The sequence below is a fragment of the Pseudomonas sp. KD5 genome, assembly GCF_012932895.1.
Lineage (GTDB): Bacteria > Pseudomonadota > Gammaproteobacteria > Pseudomonadales > Pseudomonadaceae > Aquipseudomonas.
Genome location: NZ_JDWJ01000001.1, coordinates 36,712 through 57,983, shown reverse-complemented (window position 1 = coordinate 57,983; position 21,272 = coordinate 36,712). Strand labels below are relative to the sequence as shown.

The window sequence follows — 21,272 nt, the reverse complement described above, 5'->3', positions numbered from 1 at the left end:
CTGCGCCCGGTCGCGGATCGGCCGGCGGGAGCAAGCTCCCTCGCCACAATGAATGACTGCTACTGCTGTTGGACGGAGATCACCGGCGCAGGCGTCGGCGAGACCAACACCTTGGCATGCATCTGCTCATACCCACCGCCACGGCGCATACCGCGCACCGGGCAGGCGTCGAGGTAGTCCAGGCCCACGGCCAGTTTCAAGTGACGTTCAGGCCGGGCCAGTTCGTTGGTCACATCGAAGCTATACCAGGCGTCATCCAGCCAGGCTTCCGCCCAGGCGTGACTGGCCAAGTGCTCGCTGTTCTCGCTGTACAAATACCCCGACACATAACGCGAGGGAATGCCCAGGCTGCGGGCGCAGGCGAGAAACGCATGGGTATGGTCCTGGCAGACCCCGGAACGCCCGGCGAACGCTTGCGCGGCGCTGGTCTCCACTTCAGTGGAACCCGGCGTGTAGGTCATGTGCTGGTTCAAGCCATGCATCAAATCGATCAGCGCCGTGCGATCCCGCCGTTGCTTGCACGCCTTCTCGGCAAACGCGCGCAGGGCTTCGTCGGCTTCGGTCAGCCGGGTGAAACGCAGGAACGGCAGCGCCGACTGACTCTCGTGCTCGGCTTCGCGCAGCTCGTCGATATCGACCTGGCCACGGGCGCCGATGATGATCGCCTCATGCGGCTCGTCCAGGGTCAACACATGCAGGATGTTGCCGAACGGATCGAGTTGCGCGCGCACCGGGCGCGGCAGGTCGAGTTGCCAGCTCAGCACGTGCTGGCGCTCGCTGTCGTGGGGTGTCAGTCGCAGGTACTGGATGCTCGCCCGCACCTGATCTTCGTAGTGATAGGCGGTCTCGTGGCTAATGGAAAGTCTCATGCAGCCTCCAGATAGGAACTGTGTATGGCATTGCCCAACTGGCGCACCAGCGGGATGAACTCGGTCAGCCAGGTGTGCAGGCCTTCGTCGAGGATTTCGTTGATACCGGTGTAGCGCAGGCGCGCGTCCATTTCCGCCGCCAGGCGTTGTGCGGGACGGCCGTTGGCCCCCGGTAGTTGAGCGAGAATCTGATCGACCTCTTCGGTGCAGGCTCGCAGGGATCGCGGCACATCGGCGCGCAGCAACAACAGCTCGGCCACATGCCGGGCGCCGGGGGCGTCGCGGTAGATTTCGGTGTAGGCCTCAAACGATGACAAGGCCCGCAACAAGGCGCTCCATTGGTAATAGGCGTGGGCCGTACCGTCACTGACGGCTTCGGCTTGATCGCCGGCCATTTCGTAACGGGCATCAAGCAGGCGCAAGGTGTTGTCGGCCCTTTCGATAAAGGTGCCCAGACGAATGAAGCGGAACGCGTCGTTACGCATGATCGTGCCGTAGCAAGCGCCGCGGAACAGGTGGGAACGTTCCTTGATCCACTCACAGAAACGGCTCATGCCGTAGCGACTCAAGCCCTGCTCGGCGATCCCGCGAATTTCCAGCCAGGTGGCGTTGATGTTTTCCCACATGTCGGCGGTGATTCGCCCACGCACCGCATGGGCGCTGGCTCGTGCGGCACCGAGGCAGCTGTAGATGCTCGCCGGGTTGGCCGCGTCCAGGGCGAAAAAATGCAGCAGCCGTTCGGCATGCAGATCGCCGTGGCGCGCGAGGTAATCGTCCAGGGTGCCGGTGATCAGCAACGGCATGGCCAGTTCGTGCAAGCCGTCGCCACGACCGTCCTGGGGCATCAGTGACAGCGAATAACTGATGTCGAGCATCCGCGCGAGGTTTTCCGCCCGCTCCAGGTAACGCGACATCCAGTACAGATCCGAGGCAGTTCTACTTAACATGGCAAGCTTCCTTCAATCTTCGACCACCCAGGTGTCCTTGGTTCCGCCGCCCTGGGACGAGTTCACCACCAGGGAGCCTTCACGCAAGGCGACTCGGGTCAAACCGCCGGGCACAACCCGGGTTTCGCGACCAGACAATACAAACGGACGCAGGTCGATGTGGCGCGGTGCGATGCCGTTTTCGACAAAGGTCGGACAGGTCGACAACGACAACGTCGGTTGCGCGATGTATGCGTGGGGCTTGGCTTTGATCCGCTCGCGGAAAGACTCGATCTCCGCCGCCGTCGCCGCCGGCCCCACCAGCATTCCGTAACCGCCGGAGCCTTGGGTTTCCTTGACCACCAGCTCCGGAAGGTTGGCCAGCACGTGGGACAGTTCAGAAGGATTACGACACTGCCACGTCGGCACGTTCTTCAGGATCGGCTCTTCATCGAGGTAGAAACGAATCATGTCCGTGACGAAGGGATACACCGACTTATCGTCCGCGACCCCGGTGCCGATGGCATTCGCCAGTACCACATTGCCGGAGCGGTAGGACGACAGCAGCCCTGGAACGCCTAGCATCGAATCGGGGTTGAACGCCAGCGGATCGAGGAAAGCATCGTCGAGGCGACGGTAGATCACGTCGACCGCTTTCGGCCCGTCCGTGGTGCGCATGAACACCTTGTCGTCGCGCACGAAAAGGTCCGCGCCTTCCACCAGTTCAACGCCCATTTCCCGAGCGAGGAACGCATGCTCGAAAAACGCACTGTTGAAACGCCCCGGCGTCAGCACCACCACGCTCGGGTTGTCGATCGGGCTGGAGCTTTTCAGGGTGTCGAGCAACAGATTCGGGTAGTGGTCGATCGGTGCGATGCGCTGGGCCGCGAACAACTCGGGGAACAGGCGCATCATCATTTTGCGGTCTTCGAGCATGTAGCTCACGCCGCTGGGGGTACGCAGGTTGTCTTCGAGCACGTAGTAGGTGCCGTCGCCATCGCGCACCAGGTCGACGCCGGAAATGTGCGAATAGATATCGCGGTGCAGATCCAGCCCTTGCATCGCCAACTGGTATTGCTCGTTGGCCAGCACTTGCTCGGCCGGGATGATGCCGGCCTTGATGATGCGCTGCTCGTGATAGAGGTCGGCAAGGAACATGTTCAATGCCTTGACCCGCTGAATACAGCCGCGTTCGACGACCCGCCATTCACTGGCGGGGATGCTGCGGGGAATGGTGTCGAAGGGAATCAGGCGCTCTGTCCCCTGCTCATCACCATAGAGCGTGAAGGTAATCCCGGCACGATGAAATAACAGATCGGCCTCGCGTCGCCGTTGTGCCAAAAGCTCGTCAGGCGTTTCGGCCAGCCAACGGGCAAACTCCCGATAATGCGGACGGACCTGGCCGCCGGCATCGTACATCTCATCAAAATAGGTGCGGATCATGCCGTACTCCTTGTCACACGGACATCCAGGCCTTCGCAAGGCCCGTGCCATAGGCAGAAACGCTTTGATATCAATCAGTTGGATAATGTCGCTGCACGCACCGCACCAATCCTGTGCGGTAAATACCCCACCCTGATCGCCCCCGCTTCATGGCGAAGCAATGCTGTCGCCTATCAGCAGCATAGTCAGAGTTGATTTCACTGCTCGGGAGGCAGATGCGGATAATCCGTGCATTCGCTGGAAAACTGATCGCTCTTCCCTTTAGCCGCCTGTTCAGGTGGCTTTTTTTTGTCCGTTTGAAATGTGGCGAAATAAAAAGATTGAAACAAAAACGGCCAACCCAAAGGTCAGCCGTTACTAAGTGTCACTGTTCATAAGCTTATGCGAGTAGCCCTCGTATCTCCTGTTTGACGCCCCATCCCTCGATGATGCCGCCCAGAGGCTCGACCACTGCCTCGAAGTCCTGCTCGAAGTCGCCGATCCCGTCGTAGGTGGCGTACATCACTTTGCTCAGTTCCAGCGACCACGCGCCGTCGTCACGCGCGCTGATCTGGGCATTCAAGGATTCACCACAAAAATGACCTGCCGCCCTGCGTGCCCGCTCCTCGTCCGGGAAAATGGCGTAGAACTCGATGGGATGGAATCGTGAAAAATCGAAACCGCCTTCTTTCATGCGGCGCAGCACGCTGCTGCTGATGTCTTCTTGATAGGCTGTGCTCATGAAACGTCCCCCTCAGACTGATGGATAGACTTTCCGTATTCCCTGCACTTTCGATGCGGCAACAGAGGTTGCCGCCGGGAAACAAGCATGTAGCTGACAAGACCAGACCTTAGCGAGTCACTCGCTGATCTCGGTTGCAGAGTAGCCTCAAGACAGAGCCGCTGCCAAGGCCTGGTGGTGAATGTGACAGGAGGTGTATCAAATCGGAGTAATGCTGAGGATTTCAATGCTGTGCTGGGATTTCAGACTTTTGACGGTCGGATCATCGGTACGACCCTCCAGATCATTGAGGTCCAGTTTCGCAGCCACCGGCAGTCGCCGGTCGCGAATGAGTTGGGCGGCTTGCTCGTTGCTCGGGCACTCCTCGCACTCGAAGAGTTCGTCGACTGATTCACCGTGTTCATCCACGAAAGTGATTTTCCACTTTTGCATCGGTGCCTCCTCGGTAAAACCCATGGATGGGCTTACATCTATCTCGACTCGTGCATTGGCCGATCGTTCCAAGGGATCCTAAAAGCGAGACATGAAAAAAGGCCGTCACCCGCGTGTTTCACACACCGGCGACGGCCTTTCTTATCGACGAAGCATCAGTCGTTGCTAGGTTTGTTCACCGCTTGCAGCACGTACTGCGGCAACGCGAAGGCACCAATATGGATTTCCGGGTTGTAGTAGCGGGTGATGATGCCGCTGCCGGCGAAGCGCTGTTGCAGGATTTCGCGGGACAATTTGCGATAGGCGGTATCGGTCGCGCCCCAGGCAAAGGTCATCGCGCCGCCGATGTAGGTCGGCACGGCCGCCTGATAGAAGTGCCAGTCCGGGAACAGGCTGCGCAGGCGACCGGCGGTGGTTTTGACTTCTTCGATTTGCATGAACGGGGTGCCGTTCTGGGTCACCAGAATGCCGCCTTCGTTCAGGCAGCGGTGGCAAGCCTGGTAGAAGTTTTCGGAGAACAGCACTTCGCCCGGACCGATCGGGTCGGTGGAGTCGGAAATGATCACGTCGAACTTTTCGGTGGTGGTGGCGACGAAACGCATGCCGTCGTCAATCACCAGGTTCAGGCGTGGATCATCGAACGCACCCTTGGAGTGGTTCGGCAGGAATTCCTTGCACATGTCGACCACGGTGCCGTCGATTTCGACCATGGTGATGTGCTCGACGCTGCGGTGCTTGGCCACTTCACGCAGCATGCCGCCGTCGCCGCCGCCGATGATCAGCACGCGCTTGGCGGTGCCATGGGCGAGGATCGGCACGTGGGTGAGCATTTCGTGGTAGATGAATTCGTCGGCTTCGGTGGTCTGGATTACGCCATCCAGCGCCATCACCCGGCCCATGCGCGGGTTTTCGAAGATCACCAGGTGCTGGTGTTCGGTGCGCACTTCGTGCAGCAGTTTTTCCATGCGAAAACGCTGGCCATAGCCTTCGTAGAGGGTTTCCAGGTACTCGCTGGTTGGGGTATTGCTCATGGGAAGTGCTCCGATGAATGCGGGTGGCAACGGACGGTTACCCGCCCATGATGGCCAATCGATCGCCTCGATTGACCGGGAAAGGCGCGCATTCTACGTCGCGGAACATGACAGGTCGAACCTTCTGATGCACACACCGGTAGGAGCGAGGCTTGCCCGCGAAGAACGATGACTCGGTCTATCAGGTACACCGCAGCGATCCTTTCGCGGGCAAGCCTCGCTCCTACCATGAAGATCGTCAGATCCGCACATCGCCTCTTGGCCCGGCGATGGCCCAGATGATCAGGCCCAGCACCGGCAGCAACAGGATCAACAGCACCCAGAGGACTTTCATCCCGACTTCGGCGCCACTTTTAAGCACATTGATGATGGCCCAGATATCCAGGGCAAAAATGATCAGGCCGATCAGAGTGTTGAACGTGGACCCCATGGTGTCGCTCCAAAAAAATGGTAGGCACTCTTAGGATAGTCGGGCCTGGCGAGGGTTCCGTTTTATTACCGTTGTAGACGGTTTCAGACGTGGATGGCCACTTTCAGGGCTTCCAGAGAGGGCGCGGCGGCGATGCCGACTTCAGCGCACAACTCCAGCACCCGTGGCACGTCGTTGCCATAGACCAGCACCACTTGCAGTTCGTCGTCGAGCAACTGGCTGAAATTCATCAAGGTGTAGCCACCGTTTTCCTTGTTCAGGCTGCTCATCTGCACCTGAATGCGATTGAGTGCCGTGAGAGCTTCGGTTTTGGACAGTTGCTTGGGCTTGATGTTGAACTCAACGCCGGGGCCGAACGAGGCGACGATCTGCGCGAACAGGTCCATGTAGGTGTCGGCCTGGAACAACACGGTTTCTGGCAGACTGCCGACGACAACCCACTCGCCCAACGGGATCGGAAAGGTGTCGTCGTAGTTGATGTCTGGATTGGCCGCCAGAAAAGCCTCGGGATCGGCGTAGGCCTGAGCCGCTTCGTCAGCGATTTTCAGGATTTCGTCCTCGCCCATGCACCCGGAGCTGATTTTGCTGATGAGTTCGACGAGTGCGGCTTTCATGAGGTGGATCCTGTAGCGAGGGAATTTTGAGGGCGCGAAGGATAACGCATTCGGAAACGGATTGCGGGACCTGGCAGGAACCTGTGGCGAGGGGGCTTGCCCCCGTTCGGCTGCGAAGCAGTCGTAAAACCAGAGAACTGGGTTTGAATGAGATACCGAAGGGGGCCGCTTCGCGGCCCAACGGGGGCAAGCCCCCTCGCCACAGAGCTCCCTCGCCACAAAAGCCCCGCGACACTACAGAGGTCAGGCCAGGAGTTTTTGCAGCTGAGCCGTGGTATCCGCCGCGCCCATGGTCTTGGCCGCGTCCAGCGCAGACACACCGTTGGCGTCCTTGGCCGCTGGATCGGCGCCTTTGCTGATCAGGTAGTCGATGATTTCGACGCGGTTGAACATCGCCGCCATCATCAACGCAGTGCGTCCGTCGAAGGACGAACCTTCCACTTCAGCGCCCCCCTCAACCAACGCCTTGACCACCGCCAGGTTGCCCTTGAATGCTGCACCGGCAATCGGACTCTGACCGTTGCCGTTGCGCAACTCGGGATCGGCCTTGTGCTTGAGCAGCACCTGCACCGCCTCTACATGCCCGTAGTAACTGGCGAGCATCAGCAAGGTATCGCCCTTGCTGTTACGCAGATTCACCGGCAATCCGGAGCTGATCAACCGGTCCAGCATCACCGCATCACCATCGCGCGCTTTGTTGAACACCTGTTCGGCAAATTCAGCTGCCTCTTCGGGGGTCATCTGGCGGCTTTTGTCTGACATTGGGGACTCCACATTCGGTCAATCGGAAAGCCGATAGTTTCCCGAGCAGCCCGGAACCTGTCACTTGTTTTTTCTCATGGACGGTCATAGCGATATTCAATAGCGACCCTTTCAATAGCGATGCCTGCCTCCGTAAATATCCGCCAGCACCTGCTCGGTGACTCGCACGTAGGTTTCGGTGCCCGGCAGCCAGGCATAAATCGGGTCATCGCCGGTTTTGCTCGGATCGAAGGCTTCGTCCTTGAGCCGGGTCTTCTGGTACTTGAAGGTCCCGGTGGTTTCCATTTTCACTTTCACCCGCAGGAACAGTGGCACCGCATAGGCCGGCATTTGTTGCCTGGCGAACGCCAGCAACTCACTGAAATCCAGGGTCGCCAGGGATTCGGCCGGGGTGATGGCCGCCATCCCTGCCCGCCCATTGGTGTTGTGAATTTCCACGCCATAGGCCACGGCTTCGGCGATGTGCGGGTGTTGCAACAGGATGTTCTCGACCTCGGTAGTGGAGACGTTTTCGCCCTTCCAGCGGTAGGTGTCCCCCAAGCGATCGACAAACTGCGCGTGACCGAAACCGATGTTGCGCAGCAGGTCACCGGTATTGAAGTAACGGTCGCCCTTCACGAACACATCGTGGAGCACCACTTTTGCGGTCTTCTGCGGATCGGTGTAGCCGTCCAGAGGCGCCTTATCGTCGATCCTCGCCAACAACAGCCCCTGCTCGCCCTTGGCCACTTTGCGCATGAACCCCTTGGCATCCCGCGTGGGGGCGCCGCTGTCGTGGTCGTACGCCACCAGCTCCCAGGCCATCAGGGAAAAGCCAATGGTGTTGTCGAAGTTGAGGATGTTGGTGAAGCCGATATTGCCATCGCTGGCGGCGTACAGCTCGCAGATGTGGTCGACGGCAAACCGCGTCTTGAACTCGCTCCACGCGCCGGGGCGCAGGCCATTGCCGATCATCTTCGTCACGCTGTGCCGACTGTCGTCGACGCTGCGCGGTTGATCCACCAGGTAGCGACACAATTCGCCGACGTACCCGAGGGTGGTCGCCCGGTATTTGCGCACGTCGCTCCAGAACTGGCTGGCGCTGAATTTTCGGCGGATGGCAAACCCCGACGCCCCGCTGATCGCCGAGCCCCAGCACACGCAGAGCCCGGTGGCGTGGTACAGCGGCAAGGTGCAATAGACGACGTCCTGCGGCTGCATGTCCAGGGCGATCAGCCCGAAGCTGGCGGAGCTGCGCATCCAGCGGCCGTGCTTGAACACCCCGGCCTTGGGCAACCCGGTGGTGCCCGAGGTGTAGATATAGAAACAAGGGTCGTCGAAAAAAACCTGCCGGCTGCTGACGGGATTGTCACTGGGCGCGTAGCAGCTGGCCGTCATCAGATTAATGAAGCCATCGGGTGTTTTGCCCGGATCGTGGTAAGTGTCTTGATCGGCGACAAACCAGGTGCGCGCCGCATCGATGACCACCCGCTCGCGGACCGCATTGAAGGCCGGAACCAGCTCTTCTCCAACTACGATCGCTACAGGCGCCACCAGGTTCAGGCTATGAGCCAGGGTATCGCGGGTCTGAGAGGTATTCAGCAAGGCGCTGATCGCACCGACCTTGGCCACCGCCAATATCGTCACCAGCAGTTCCACACGGTTCTCGATAAACACCGCGACCACATCGCCCTTGCCGATGCCTTGGGCAATCAGGTGATGGGCGATGCGATTGGCCCACTGATTGGCCTGTGCATAAGTGAGTATCACGTCGCCCTGCAGCAATGCCGGGCCATCGGGATTGCGCAACGTCGCCTGCTCGAAGCTCCAGCCGAGACCACACGGTTGGGTCGGGTCCTTGACGTTGGCGACTTTCATGCCCTTCACCACGCGGGGGATGGCTTTGGCAATGGAAGGCAGCTTGCGGAGCATCATGCCCCAGGTAATCGTGTCGTGCAGCGTACGGCTCATGGTTGCTCCCGTTCGATCTTTTTATTGTCGGGTGGCGTTGATTGAGGCCGAAAATACGTCAGGGCTTCTTGAGCTGTACACGCGGTTTTTGCAATGTTTTGTATCCACGGCCGAAGCCTTCGCAAAGCGGAACTCCGCCGTTGCGATTGGTTCCGTCCGGTTGTCGACGATCTCGCAAAATGCAGGATGCACGATGGCCATTCATGCAAATTGCACGAAAGCCAAAAAATCATAAAAATATAACTTACTGATTTATATGAAATTTTAAAAATATAGGTGCTGGCACAATCACTGCAACTACCCCTCCATGTTGCCCTTCAAGCACAAAATGGAGCTGATAGACATGAGCCTGATCCAGGAAAAATTTTCGTCGCTGTTCTCCAACTTCGAAGTGACCACCCAGCCCCGGCCGGATGGCGGCATTCTGCTGACCCTGCGCAGCCACGACGGTAAAGTCTTCAAACGTTCGATTTCCTACCAGCAATTGCATGCCGGCGATCAGCTGTCATGGGTCATCAGCGCGATTCGCCGTGACGTCGCCGAACAGGCCAGCGAACTGCCGCAGATTTCCATGCTGCAAAGCCAGCAACGGTTCGCACTGCCGACCTATCACTCGGCATAACCCGTCACAGCGCTATAAACGATCAGGCCGTGAGAGCTTTCGCTTCACGGCCTGAGTTGTTTCTACGGCTGATGTTTAAAAGGCAGACGGACTGATCCGCGCAAAACTGTCCACCGTCACATGCCCTGCCAATTCCCCGCCCTCACGAGCCAGGCCACAGGTTGCCATGCCGGCCGTGCGCGCCGCGTCCAGTTCCTGAACGATGTCGGACAGAAACAGAATCTGCGAAGCCTCGACGCCAATCGCCTGGGTGATGCGCTGGTAGGACTGTGCTTCGCGCTTGGGCCCTGAAGTGGTGTCGAAATAGCCGCTGAACAGTGGCGACAGATCCCCCGCCTCCGAACAACCGAAAATCAGTTTTTGCGCCTGAATCGAACCCGAGGAATAAACAAACAGTTGATAGCCTTCCTGATGCCAGCGCTTCAGCGCTTCAACGGCGTCCGGGTAAACATGGCCTTTCAACTGCCCGGCCTGATACCCCTGCTCCCAGACCATGCCTTGCAACGCTTTGAGCGGCGTGGCTTTGCGGTCTTCGGCGATCCAGCCCAAGAGGATTTCGATAACCCGCTCAACGTCTGCTTGCGGTTCACCGCTGTCACGCCGCACAGCCGCGAGCTGTTCGGCGACGTCAGCACGTTCGGCATTTTCGCGAACGAAGTCCGGCAGGTGTTTAGCCGCGTACGGAAACAACACGTCGAACACAAAACTCACCGCGCTGGTGGTGCCTTCGATGTCGGTGAGAATCGCTTTGATCGGCATCGGTTCAGTCCTCAAGACACGGGAAGTGGCTGGCGATGTCATCGCCGGTGAAGTTGGCCACCCAGCCTTCGGGGTTGTTGAACAGGCGGATTGCGACGAAATGCGGGTTTTCACCCATGTCGAACCAGTGCTTTGTGCCGGCTGGCACCGAGATCAGGTCGTTCTTCTCGCAGAGCACGGCGTACACGTAATCGTCGATGTGCAGGGTGAACAAGCCACGGCCAGCGACGAAAAATCGCACTTCGTCTTCGCCATGACGGTGCTCATCGAGAAACTTGGCACGCAACTCGGCTTTTTGCGGGTGATCGCTGTTCAGGCTGACCACATCGACGGTGATGTAACCGCGCTCGGTCATCAGCTTGTCGATTTGCTCCTGGTACGCGGCGATCACTTCTTCCTGACTGGCGCCAGGCTGGATTTTCGCTGCGGCTTGCCAACGGTCGAAACGCACGCCCTGCTCGGCCAGGGTCGAGGCGATGTCTTCAAAGTGGGTCAGCACCTTGTTCGGAATGTCAGGGCTTGAGACGTGGTAAACGGACAGGCTGCTCATCAGGGCAACTCCTTAACAGTTCATGCATTACGGTTAAAGAGCGAGCGCGTCTTCAACTCGCACTCGAACAAAAATTCAAAAGCCTCGATCTGCCGCAGTGCGTCGCTCATGCGCGCGCCCCACGTGTAGAGGCCATGACCGCGAATCAGGTAGCCGACGCAATCAGGGTGGGCGTCGAGCCAAGGCTGCACCTTGGCGGCCAGCCGCGCAATGTCCTGGTCGTTGTCGAAAATCGGCACGCGCACCCGGGACTCGTGGGTCGACACGCCGCTGAAGGCCTTTTGCAGTTCGTAGTCTTCGAACTCGATGAAATCTTCCGGCGTCAGGCGCGACAGCACCGTGGCGTTCACCGAATGGGTGTGCAGCACCGCGCCGATCTCCGGACGCCAGCTATAGAGCTGGGTGTGCAACAGGGTTTCGGCGGACGGCTTCTTGCCTGGCTCCAGGCTGTTGCCTGACAAGTCGGTGGCCAGCACATCGTCCGGGCCCAGTTGACCCTTGTGCTTGCCGGACACGGTCAGCAAGGCTTCAGTGGGCGACAGGCGGGTCGAGTAATTGCTGCTGGTGGCCGGCGACCAGCCGCGACCATACAGAAAGCGCCCGGCGTCGATGATTTCCTGGGCGAGGTGTTCACGGGTAAGGCTCATGGCCTGTCCTCTTGCATACGTGTGGCAATGATAACGGCAGCGGCAAAGGCTGCGAGGCTGGCAATACTAAAGGTCAATGTGGCGCCGAGGGCATTCCAGCTGTAGCCGGAATACAACGCCCCCAGTGCGCCGCCGGTGCCGGCCAGCGCGGCATACAACGCCTGGCCCTGCCCTTGCTGGCGCGCGCCGAAGCTACGTTGCACGAACTGGATGGCAGCGGCGTGAAAGCTGCCGAAGGTGGCGGCGTGCAGCACCTGGGCGAACAACAACACCCAAAGGAACTCGGCAAACGAGCCGAGCAACAACCAACGCAAAGCCGCCAGCAGGAAACTCGCCAGCAGCACCCGGCGTACCGAGAAGCGCGCGAGAATCTTGCTCATGAACAGAAACATCAAGACTTCGGCGACCACGCCGACCGCCCAGAGCATGCCGATCAGCCCGCGACTGTAACCGAGTCGCTCAAGGTGCAAGGTCAGAAAGGTGTAATACGGCCCGTGGCTCATCTGCATCAACGCCACACACGCGTAAAACGCCAACACCCCGGGGCTGCGCAATTGCTGGAGGAATCCGTCCCCCGTCAACCGTTCACCCTGAACCGGTTGTGCGTTGGGCACCCACAAGCTGCTGACGACGATCCCGGCCATGATCAGCACCAGCGCCACCGGGTAAATGTCGAGGCTGAGCCATTCGAACAATCGGCCCAGCGCCACCACGGTGATGATGAAACCGATGGAACCCCACAGGCGGATCTGACTGTAGCGCGAGGTCTGCCCCCGCAAATGAGCCAGGGTGATGACCTCGAACTGCGGCAACACCGCGTGCCAGAAAAACGCGTGCAAGGCCATGACCATCGCCAGCCAGGCGTAGCTTTTGCTGACGAAAATCAGTGAGAAGGTCAGCAAGGTGCAGGCGGCGCCGAAACGCACGATGGCCAGCCGTCGCCCGGTGTAGTCACCGAGCCAGCCCCAGATATTCGGCGCCACGCAGCGCATCAGCATCGGGATCGCCACCAGTTCGCCAATGCGTGCGGCGCTGAAGCCCAGATGATCGAAGTACAGCGCCAGAAACGGCGCTGTCGAACCGAGCAGGGCGAAATAGAACAGGTAGAAGCTGGAAAGCCGCCAGTACGGGAGCGCCGCCACCGTCATCAGACTGCAGCGGTTTTCAGATCAGCCATTAAAGCTGCCCCAACACCGGAGTGCTCACGCGCACATCGGCGTTCTGCCCGCGGTGACGCAGCAAGTGGTCCATCAGCACGATGGCCATCATCGCTTCGGCGATTGGCGTGGCGCGGATGCCAACGCACGGGTCGTGACGACCCTTGGTGACGACCTCCACCGGGCTGCCATGGATGTCGATGGAGCGGCCCGGCGTGGTGATGCTCGATGTAGGCTTGAGCGCCAGGTGCGCAACAATCGGCTGGCCCGACGAAATGCCACCGAGAATGCCGCCGGCGTTGTTGCTGAGGAAACCTTCCGGGGTCATTTCATCGCGGTGTTCAGTGCCGCGCTGGGCGATGCTGGCAAAACCGGCGCCGATTTCCACGCCCTTGACCGCGTTGATGCTCATCAGCGCATGGGCCAGTTCGGCGTCGAGGCGGTCGAAGATCGGCTCGCCGAGGCCCGGCATCACGCCTTCGGCGACCACGGTGATCTTCGCGCCGACCGAATCCTGGTCGCGACGCAATTGGTCCATATAGGCTTCCAGCTCCGGCACTTTGTCCGGGTCGGGGCTGAAGAAGGCGTTCTCTTCCACCGAATCCCAGGTCTTGAACGGGATTTCGATCGGGCCGAGCTGGCTCATGTAGCCACGAATGACGATGCCTTGGGTGGCCAGGTATTTCTTGGCAATCGCGCCGGCGGCTACGCGCATGGCGGTTTCACGGGCCGAGCTGCGACCGCCGCCGCGGTAATCGCGCTCACCGTATTTATGATGGTAGGTGTAGTCGGCGTGGGCCGGACGGAACAGATCCTTGATCGCCGAGTAGTCCTTGGACTTCTGGTCGGTGTTGCGGATCAACAGACCAATGGCGCAACCGGTGGTGCGGCCTTCGAACACGCCGGAAAGGATTTCGACTTCGTCGGCTTCCTGGCGTTGGGTGGTGTGGCGGCTGGTGCCGGGCTTGCGCCGGTCCAGGTCGCGCTGCAGGTCCTCAAGGGAGATCTCCAGGCCCGGCGGGCAGCCATCGACAATGGCGACCAACGCCGGACCATGGCTTTCGCCCGCGGTGGTGACAGTGAACAGCTTGCCGTAGGTATTGCCGGACATGCAGGACGCTCCGTGAAATCGAACCTAAAATACGTAATGCGCGCCAGTATACGCAGGCTACCCAAGTAGTTCATCCTCGAACCTTATGGGTGCCTGCGAGTCCAACCGGCACCTTGTTGATGATGGCGTGATGATGCTGCGAGTTCTAGCCTTGAGCCTTACCCTGTTTACCGGTTTTGTACAGGCTTCAGTCCTGCAACGCCCGATCACCCTGGACACCGGCAGTGGCGAGCTTTTCGGCTCGCTGTTGCTGCCCAAGTCCGACACGCCGGTACCGGTTGTCCTGATCATTTCCGGCTCCGGTCCCACGGATCGTGACGGAAACAACCCCGACGGCGGGCGCAACGACAGCCTCAAACGGCTGGCCTGGGTGCTGGCCAAACACAACATCGCCAGCGTGCGTTACGACAAACGCGGCGTGGCGGCGAGCCTTGCGGCAACGCCGGATGAACGCAATCTGTCGGTGGAAGCCTATGTGGCCGATGCCGTGGCCTGGGGGCAGAAGCTCAAGGCCGACCCGCGTCTGGGCAAACTGATTTTGCTGGGCCACAGCGAAGGTGCGTTGATTGCCAGCCTGGCGGCGCCAAGTGTCGACGCTGCGGCGGTGATTTCCCTGTCCGGCAGCGCGCGGCCGATCGATCAAGTGCTGCGCCAGCAGTTGAGCAATCGCCTGCCGCCAGCCTTGATGCTGCGCAGCAATGAACTGCTCGACAGCCTCAAGGCCGGCCACACTGACGACAACGTGCCGCCGCAGTTGCAGGTGATTTTCCGCCCCAGCGTGCAGCCGTACCTGATTTCGCTGTTCCACCAGGACCCGGCGGCAGCCTTCGCCAAACTGAAGATGCCGGCACTGATCATTCAGGGCAGCAACGACATCCAGGTCGGCGTGGGTGACGCCAGGGCGCTCAAAGCCGCCAAACCGGACGCCGAACTGGCACTGATCGAAGGCATGAACCACGTCATGCGCATCGTGCCCAACGACGTGAAGCGGCAATTGGCCTCCTATAAAGATCCGCAATTGCCCCTGGCGGCGGAACTCGGCGCACGAATCCTCGGATTTATTGACGGACTTCGCCCCAGTTAAGCGCTGTTTGTCCTCCAGTCCTGAAAAAAACGGCCGATAAGCCTTTGTCGCCAGCGCTATGACTGGCGGCAACAGGGCTTGGACAGGATCTCGCCGTTATGACTGATACCCAGACTTCACCCGACTCCACCGCTGAAAAAGACACACCGCCAGCGGTCGAGCTGCCGTGGGCGGACGTCCACGTCGAGCACCACAAAATGCTCCGCCTGGCGCCGTTGCAAACCGACCGTAACACCGGCGGCCGACCGCTGCGCTTTGTCGAATTCGGTTACGCCGAACGCAACAACAAGGAGCACAGCCTGCTGCGCATGGCTATCAAGCTGCCAGGCCAACGGGTACGCAAAGAACAGAATCATCTGGATGTGTGGGTCGATCACGCCGCCAAACGCGTGCATTTCGCTCCGGATAGCGGCTTGCAGATAGAGCCGATGAACCGTGGCATCGGGCGCTATATGGCAGCTCAAGGCATCACTTGGGCGAAGAAACGATGGCCCGCCTACACCGTCGACGGCACCGACCTGAACAACAAGGACGCGTTGAACGAAGACACGCGCCTGCGCCGCGACCACTTTCTGCGGGTGCACGGCTTTGATGTGGCCTACGCCGATGCCCAGCATTTGAAGGGCAGCGTCAAAGAGGTGCAGATCGGTGATTTGCTGGGCGACTGGAACAGCGAAAAGCTGCAACAGGTGGAAATCCTCGAAGCCGCGCAGATGCTCCAGCAAGCCGAGCAGAACCTGGCGGAACAGGAAGTCAAACTGAAGAAACACGAAGAAAAGGTCAGCAAGTACAAGCGTGAAGACGCTGGACTGCGTTTTACCATTACCTGTCTGGTGGCGTTTGCGGTGTTTCAGGCGGGGTTGTTGATCTGGATTGCCACGCATCGGTAACCGACATAAAACCCAATTGTGGTGAGGGAGCTTGCTCACTCGCCACAATATTCGGGGTCAGACGCGAGAAGCGAACAGCGCCTGATGATCGCGGCACTGCTCCGCTGTCAACATGAACACCCCATGCCCACCGCGCTCGAACTCCAGCCAGGCGAAATCGACTTCCGGGTACAACGCCTCGACGTGAACCTGGCTGTTACCCACCTCGACGATCAACAAACCTTTCTCGGTCAGATGATCCGCCGCTTCGGCGAGCATGCGTCGTACCAGGTTCAAACCGTCGTCGCCACAGGCCAGGCCCAGCTCGGGTTCGTGTTGATATTCGTCCGGCATGTCGGCGAAATCTTCCGCATCGACGTAAGGCGGGTTCGACACGATCAGGTCGAAACGTTGCCCTGGCAAACCATCGAAACCATCGCCCTGAACGGTGAACACGCGCTCGTCGACACCGTGGCGCTCGATGTTCTGGTTAGCCACCTCCAGCGCTTCGAACGACAGGTCGGCCAAAACCACTTCGGCGTTCTGGAACTCATAGGCACAGGCGATACCGATGCAACCGGAACCGGTGCACAAGTCGAGAATGCGCGCAGGTTCGGCACCCAGCCACGGCTCGAAACGTTTTTCGATCAGCTCACCAATCGGCGAACGCGGGATCAGCACGCGCTCGTCGACAATGAACGACAAGCCGCAGAACCAGGCTTCGCCCAGCAGGTAAGCGGTCGGAATGCGTTCTTCGATGCGGCGCTTGAGCAAGCGTTGCAGATTGACCAGCTCATCGTCCTCCAGACGGCAGTCCAGATAGCTGTCGGCGATTTCCCACGGCAAGTGCAGCGCACCCAATACCAGTTGACGGGCTTCGTCCCAGGCGTTGTCGGTCCCATGGCCGAAAAACAGATCCTCCCCATGGAAGCGGCTGACGGCCCAACGGATATGGTCACGCAGGGTACGAAGTCGGGAAGTGATCACGGGGTAAACTCCAGAAAAAACGACTGACGATTCTAACAGCCAAAAGGCGCCGCGACGACGCAGGAAAAACACCGGATCAGATGTAGGACTCTTCTATTTTTCCAGCCAGCTATTGAACAGAACGAGTATCTTGACAAGGCTGCGAGCCAGCAACGGCGGTGCCTGCGATGGAAGCGATTCACAGAAGCGCTCAGCCAGAGGACAATGCCGCAAAAGCCCCACCCGAAGGAGCCCCAGAATGTCCGTTCCAAAAACGATGTTTCAACTCAGCGGCCGTGGTTATGCAGCGGCCAATCTGGGTCATGCGACCCTAGTCATCATCGATGCCCAGAAAGAATACCTCAGTGGTCCGCTGGCCCTGAGCGGCATGGATGCTGCCGTCGCGAACATCAAACACCTGCTGGCCGCTGCCCGTGCAGCCGGTCGGCCAATCGTGCATGTGCGTCACCTCGGCACCGTCGGTGGGCTGTTCGATCCCCAGGGCGAACGCGGTGAGTTCATCCCGGGCCTGGAGCCACAGGGCGACGAAACCGTCATCGGCAAATTGCTGCCAAGCGCGTTTCACGGCACCGAACTGTACGATCGCCTGCAACAACTGGGCTCGCTCGACCTGATCGTTTGCGGTTTCATGAGTCACTCCAGCGTCAGCACCACCGTGCGTGCGGCGAAGAACCTGGGCTTTCGCTGCACCCTGGTGGAAGACGCCTGCGCGACGCGAGATTTGCCTTGCAAGGGCGGGATCCTCAGCGCCGAACACGTTCAGCAGACCGAAATGGCGATCATGGCGGACAACTTCGCCACCCTCGCCCTGACCCGCGATCTGATCTGATCGACCGTCGATGAGCGGCCCATACCGCCGCTCATCCGCAAAAGCCTCTCATTTGCCGTAATTGCCCTAGCCTCAGGAACATCCCGGTCAACTCCCGGTCGAAGGGCCGATACCCATTGAGGAAGGTCGGAATGAAGTTATCCGATGGTTTTGATGCACGCCGCTTGCGGCCCAAGGGCCAACGCAATTGGCGATTTCGCTTCGGCGCAGCGTTCGCTGCCCTGCTGGCGATGTGCGGTGTATTGCTGGCGATGGCCGGCGCGGCCAGCCTGCTGGGGCGGCCACCGGCGTTGGGCGAGTTGAATGCCAGCCCGCTGGGCTCGTCGATCATTCTGGCGGTGGGCGTGTTCGTGCTGTACCTCGGCGTGTTGCTATGGCGCCGCTGCCGTCGCCGTTCGCGCCAGTCGCGAGAGCTGAACATAGCCCCGCACCTGATGAAAAAACACGACTGAATCAAAGGCCCGGCGTTTTGACGGGCCTCAATTGTTATGGATAGCGCTCCGACTTGGGTAAACTGCCCCCCCTTCGCGGAGGCTGACATGCAAGACGACGATTTTTCCCTGTTCAAAAGCGCGATCCAAGGCGTCAAGCCGATCAAGCACGATCGCGCCGAAACCGGCAAACCCAAGGCCGACCGCGCGCAAATCGCCAAGCTGCGCCAGGCCGCCACTGTGCGCACCGATGCGACCACCGTTGACGGGCTGTCCGATCAGTTTGTGATTGATGTCGGCCCGGAAGACGAGCTGATGTGGGCGCGTGACGGTGTTCAGGAAAGCCAGATGCGCAAGCTCAAGATCGGACAGATTCCGTTCGAAGGCAGCCTTGACCTGCATGGCATGAACGTGGAAAAGGCCCGTGAAACCCTCTGGGCGTTTCTGGCCGAAGCAACTAAATTCGAAATCCGCTGCGTGCGCGTCACCCACGGCAAAGCCGTGCGTCTGGACGGCAAGCGGCCGATGATCAAGAGTCACGTCAACACCTGGCTACGTCAGCATCCACAGGTGCTCGGCTTCACCTCGTGCCAGCCGAAACACGGCGGCGCAGGAGCGGTTTACGTGATGCTTAAACGAACCATGATGGAAGGTCGCGACGAGTAAAGCTGTCGCTTCACGCTTGCAGCGCCGTGTTTGCCACCGTACCCTTGCCCTTTGCGTAAAATCCCACAGGTAGTTTCATGTCCCTGGAACAGAATTACACCGCGATTCTCGGCCAATTGGGCGAGGACGTGTCCCGCGAGGGCCTGCTCGACACGCCAAAGCGTGCCGCCAAAGCCATGCAGTACCTCTGCCGCGGTTATGAACAGACGCTGGAAGAGGTCACCAACGGTGCCTTGTTCAGCTCCGACAACAGCGAGATGGTGCTGGTCAAGGACATCGAGCTCTACTCGTTGTGCGAGCATCACCTGCTGCCGTTCATCGGCAAGGCGCACGTTGCCTATATTCCGAGCGGCAAGGTACTGGGACTGTCGAAAGTCGCGCGGATCGTCGATATGTACGCCCGCCGCCTGCAGATCCAGGAAAACCTCAGCCGCCAGATCGCCGATGCGGTCCAGCAAGTCACCGGCGCCCTGGGCGTGGCGGTGGTGATCGAGGCCAAGCACATGTGCATGATGATGCGCGGTGTGGAGAAACAGAATTCGACGATGATCACCTCGGTGATGCTCGGTGAGTTCCGCGAAAACGCCGCCACCCGCAGCGAGTTTCTCAGCCTGATCAAGTAACGCGCAGCAAGAAGAAAGCCGGCACTGATCGCCGGTTTTTTTTCGCCTGCGAAAAATCAGGTAAGCTGCGCGCCTTCTGTTTGCCCTGAGAGACTTATACCGTGTTCGTCAAAGCGCTTCGTGTCGGCCTCGGCCAACTGATCATCTTCATCGACTTCATCACCCGTCCTGGCAAGAAGCAGCGCCCCGCCGCCGCTCAGGCCCAGGTCGAAGCGGCCGCCAAGGACCTGACCCTGTATCAGTTCCATGCCTGCCCGTTCTGCGTGAAAACCCGTCGCACCCTGCGTCGCCTGAACGTTCCGGTGGCCTTGCGCGATGCCAAGAACAACGAAAAGGATCGCCAGGCCCTGCTGGAGCAAGGCGGTAAGATCAAGGTGCCGTGCCTGCGCATCGAAGAGAATGGCCAGACCACCTGGATGTATGAGTCCAAGGTGATCATTGATTATCTGGATAAGCGGTTTGCTGCGGTCTGACGCTTCTGTGGCGCCGGTATAAACACCGCAAAACCCGAACAAAAATAAACCGGTCCAATGACCGGTTTATTCATTTCTACACCCTCCTCCACCAACAGCCTCAGGCCGCTTGCGCCGCCTGGGCCTGACGCACCACCGCAGCCAATCGCTTGAGCCCTTCGTCCAGCCGTGCCGGGTCGATGTGGCTGAAATTCAGCCGCAGATGGCCGGGGTTGTTATCCGGCTCGGGGAAAAACGGTTCGCCCGGCATGAACGCCACCTCTGCTGCCAGCGCCGCTTTGAGCAGCGTGCGGGTATCCAGCGGCTGCTTGAGCGTCAGCCAGAAAAACAGCCCACCCTGCGGCACGTTCCAATCCGCCAGATCGGAAAAATGCCTTTCAAGTGCCGACTGGAACGCATCCCGACGAACCCGGTAGAAGTCCCGCAACTCGCCCAAGTGCTGCTGGTATTTTTCAGTACCGATCCATTGCAGCGCTTGCCACTGCCCGATGCGGTTGGTGTGCAGATCGGCCGATTGCTTGAGCCGCAGCAAATGCGGGAACAGGTCCGGACTGGCAATCAAATAACCAACCCGCAGGCCCGGCAGCAGGGTTTTCGACACGGTGCCGGTGTAGATCCAACTGGCCTTGGTCAAGCGGCTGACGATCGGCGTGGCACTGCCGCCGTCGAAGGTCAGCTCACGGTACGGTTCGTCTTCGATCAGGGTCACGCCGAACTCGTCGAGTAACGCCGCCACCGCATCGCGCTTAGCTTCGCTGTAGCGCACCGCCGACGGATTCTGAAACGTCGGGATCAGGTAGATGAACGCTGGCTTGTGTTGTTCCAGACGGCTGCGCAGTTGCACCAGGTTCGGGCCATCAGCCTCCAGCGGGACGGTGATGCAATCGGCGCCAAACAGCTGAAAAATCTGCAACGCCGCCAGGTAGGTCGGCGCTTCAAGCAGGATTTCGGTGCCTTTGTCGATGTGGAGCTTGGCCGCCAGATCGAGGGTTTGTTGCGAACCGCTGACCACCAATACCTGACTCGCCTCACACGGCACGCCCAACGCCCGGGCTTCGGCCGCCAACGCTTCACGCAGTGCCGGCTCGCCTTCGCTCATCCCGTATTGGCCCATGGACAGCGGCATCTGCGCCCACTCGACTTTCGGCAGCATGGCTTCGGCCGGCAAACCGCCGGCGAACGACATCACTTCCGGGCGCTGGGCGGCGGCGAGGATTTCACGGATCAAAGAACTTTTAAGGCGCGAGACACGTTCGGAAAAAGCCATGGGGGTCACCGGTAGCGAG

25 protein-coding genes are annotated in these 21,272 nt (G+C 59.8%); 8 read left to right on the top strand and 17 right to left on the bottom strand.

Features of this window, described 5'->3' with window-relative positions:
* Positions 1-59: 59 nt before the first annotated feature.
* The 10 genes from AF70_RS00310 to AF70_RS00265 form a co-directional block, all read right to left on the bottom strand.
* A complete protein-coding gene (locus AF70_RS00310) occupies positions 60-869 on the bottom strand; it encodes a transglutaminase family protein (RefSeq protein WP_019579718.1) in 810 nt (269 codons plus the stop codon).
* Positions 866-1,816 (bottom strand): alpha-E domain-containing protein, encoded by a 951-nt coding sequence (locus AF70_RS00305; RefSeq protein ID WP_026286340.1) that lies wholly within the window; start codon positions 1,814-1,816, stop codon positions 866-868. Before AF70_RS00305 ends, AF70_RS00310 begins: the two co-directional genes overlap by 4 nt.
* A 12-nt stretch (positions 1,817-1,828) precedes the next feature.
* Positions 1,829-3,238, bottom strand: a complete 1,410-nt coding sequence (locus tag AF70_RS00300; RefSeq protein WP_007902187.1) for a circularly permuted type 2 ATP-grasp protein — start codon at positions 3,236-3,238, stop codon at positions 1,829-1,831.
* Between the two features lie 379 nt (positions 3,239-3,617).
* Complete coding sequence (locus tag AF70_RS00295) at positions 3,618-3,959, bottom strand: ribonuclease E inhibitor RraB (protein ID WP_018925210.1); 342 nt, start codon at positions 3,957-3,959, stop codon at positions 3,618-3,620.
* A gap of 198 nt (positions 3,960-4,157) precedes the next feature.
* Positions 4,158-4,391, bottom strand: coding sequence for a hypothetical protein (locus tag AF70_RS00290; RefSeq protein ID WP_018925209.1), 234 nt, complete (start codon positions 4,389-4,391; stop codon positions 4,158-4,160).
* A 155-nt stretch (positions 4,392-4,546) separates the two neighbouring features.
* The gene (speE, locus tag AF70_RS00285; RefSeq protein ID WP_019579716.1) at positions 4,547-5,422 is read right to left on the bottom strand and encodes a polyamine aminopropyltransferase; all 876 of its coding nucleotides are present in this window, start codon (positions 5,420-5,422) and stop codon (positions 4,547-4,549) included.
* A 238-nt stretch (positions 5,423-5,660) separates the two neighbouring features.
* A complete protein-coding gene (locus AF70_RS00280) occupies positions 5,661-5,852 on the bottom strand; it encodes a PLDc N-terminal domain-containing protein (protein ID WP_019579715.1) in 192 nt (63 codons plus the stop codon).
* A gap of 83 nt (positions 5,853-5,935) precedes the next feature.
* Complete coding sequence (locus tag AF70_RS00275) at positions 5,936-6,466, bottom strand: hypothetical protein (RefSeq protein WP_028941064.1); 531 nt, start codon at positions 6,464-6,466, stop codon at positions 5,936-5,938.
* Between the two features lie 243 nt (positions 6,467-6,709).
* Positions 6,710-7,228, bottom strand: coding sequence for an ankyrin repeat domain-containing protein (locus AF70_RS00270; RefSeq protein WP_028941063.1), 519 nt, complete (start codon positions 7,226-7,228; stop codon positions 6,710-6,712).
* A 111-nt stretch (positions 7,229-7,339) separates the two neighbouring features.
* Positions 7,340-9,178, bottom strand: coding sequence for a long-chain-acyl-CoA synthetase (locus AF70_RS00265; protein WP_028941062.1), 1,839 nt, complete (start codon positions 9,176-9,178; stop codon positions 7,340-7,342).
* A 343-nt stretch (positions 9,179-9,521) separates the two neighbouring features.
* Between AF70_RS00265 and AF70_RS00260 the strand changes: the two genes are divergently transcribed.
* Complete coding sequence (locus tag AF70_RS00260) at positions 9,522-9,800, top strand: DUF3509 domain-containing protein (protein ID WP_018925205.1); 279 nt, start codon at positions 9,522-9,524, stop codon at positions 9,798-9,800.
* 75 nt (positions 9,801-9,875) lie between these two features.
* Here AF70_RS00260 and mtnC read toward each other — a convergent pair whose 3' ends face one another.
* From mtnC to aroC, 5 genes are read right to left on the bottom strand one after another with little or no spacing between them, the layout of a single operon-like run.
* Entirely contained in the window at positions 9,876-10,559 is a 684-nt protein-coding gene (gene mtnC, locus AF70_RS00255) for an acireductone synthase (RefSeq protein ID WP_028941061.1), read from the bottom strand.
* A gap of 4 nt (positions 10,560-10,563) precedes the next feature.
* Positions 10,564-11,109, bottom strand: coding sequence for an acireductone dioxygenase (locus tag AF70_RS00250; protein ID WP_018925203.1), 546 nt, complete (start codon positions 11,107-11,109; stop codon positions 10,564-10,566).
* Between the two features lie 20 nt (positions 11,110-11,129).
* Positions 11,130-11,756, bottom strand: coding sequence for a methylthioribulose 1-phosphate dehydratase (locus AF70_RS00245; RefSeq protein ID WP_019579710.1), 627 nt, complete (start codon positions 11,754-11,756; stop codon positions 11,130-11,132).
* A complete protein-coding gene (locus tag AF70_RS00240; protein ID WP_019579709.1) occupies positions 11,753-12,904 on the bottom strand; it encodes an MFS transporter in 1,152 nt (383 codons plus the stop codon). Before AF70_RS00240 ends, AF70_RS00245 begins: the two co-directional genes overlap by 4 nt.
* 28 nt (positions 12,905-12,932) lie before the next feature.
* Positions 12,933-14,024, bottom strand: a complete 1,092-nt coding sequence (aroC, locus tag AF70_RS00235; RefSeq protein WP_028941060.1) for a chorismate synthase — start codon at positions 14,022-14,024, stop codon at positions 12,933-12,935.
* 85 nt (positions 14,025-14,109) lie between these two features.
* Between aroC and AF70_RS00230 the strand changes: the two genes are divergently transcribed.
* Entirely contained in the window at positions 14,110-15,108 is a 999-nt protein-coding gene (locus AF70_RS00230) for an alpha/beta hydrolase (protein ID WP_028941059.1), read from the top strand.
* 98 nt (positions 15,109-15,206) lie between these two features.
* Positions 15,207-15,998, top strand: coding sequence for a hypothetical protein (locus AF70_RS00225; protein WP_028941058.1), 792 nt, complete (start codon positions 15,207-15,209; stop codon positions 15,996-15,998).
* A gap of 57 nt (positions 15,999-16,055) precedes the next feature.
* On the opposite strand, the gene prmB is transcribed toward AF70_RS00225, so the two are convergent.
* Entirely contained in the window at positions 16,056-16,964 is a 909-nt protein-coding gene (prmB, locus tag AF70_RS00220; RefSeq protein ID WP_028941057.1) for a 50S ribosomal protein L3 N(5)-glutamine methyltransferase, read from the bottom strand.
* Positions 16,965-17,202: 238 nt separating this feature from the next.
* Here prmB and AF70_RS00215 point away from each other — a divergent pair, with 238 nt between their 5' ends.
* From AF70_RS00215 to AF70_RS00195, 5 genes are all read left to right on the top strand, one after another.
* On the top strand, positions 17,203-17,793 hold the full coding sequence (locus tag AF70_RS00215; RefSeq protein ID WP_007940817.1) for a cysteine hydrolase family protein: 591 nt from the start codon (positions 17,203-17,205) through the stop codon (positions 17,791-17,793).
* Positions 17,794-17,924: 131 nt separating this feature from the next.
* Positions 17,925-18,245, top strand: coding sequence for a hypothetical protein (locus tag AF70_RS00210; protein ID WP_019579704.1), 321 nt, complete (start codon positions 17,925-17,927; stop codon positions 18,243-18,245).
* Between the two features lie 87 nt (positions 18,246-18,332).
* Positions 18,333-18,890: a Smr/MutS family protein gene (locus tag AF70_RS00205; RefSeq protein ID WP_008005647.1), complete on the top strand. Its 558-nt coding sequence runs from the start codon at positions 18,333-18,335 to the stop codon at positions 18,888-18,890.
* Between the two features lie 77 nt (positions 18,891-18,967).
* A complete protein-coding gene (gene folE, locus AF70_RS00200) occupies positions 18,968-19,513 on the top strand; it encodes a GTP cyclohydrolase I FolE (protein ID WP_007988130.1) in 546 nt (181 codons plus the stop codon).
* 101 nt (positions 19,514-19,614) lie between these two features.
* The gene (locus AF70_RS00195) at positions 19,615-19,986 is read left to right on the top strand and encodes a glutathione S-transferase N-terminal domain-containing protein (RefSeq protein WP_019579703.1); all 372 of its coding nucleotides are present in this window, start codon (positions 19,615-19,617) and stop codon (positions 19,984-19,986) included.
* Between the two features lie 100 nt (positions 19,987-20,086).
* On the opposite strand, the gene AF70_RS00190 is transcribed toward AF70_RS00195, so the two are convergent.
* Positions 20,087-21,253 (bottom strand): PLP-dependent aminotransferase family protein, encoded by a 1,167-nt coding sequence (locus AF70_RS00190; RefSeq protein WP_028941056.1) that lies wholly within the window; start codon positions 21,251-21,253, stop codon positions 20,087-20,089.
* Positions 21,254-21,272 lie beyond the last annotated feature (19 nt).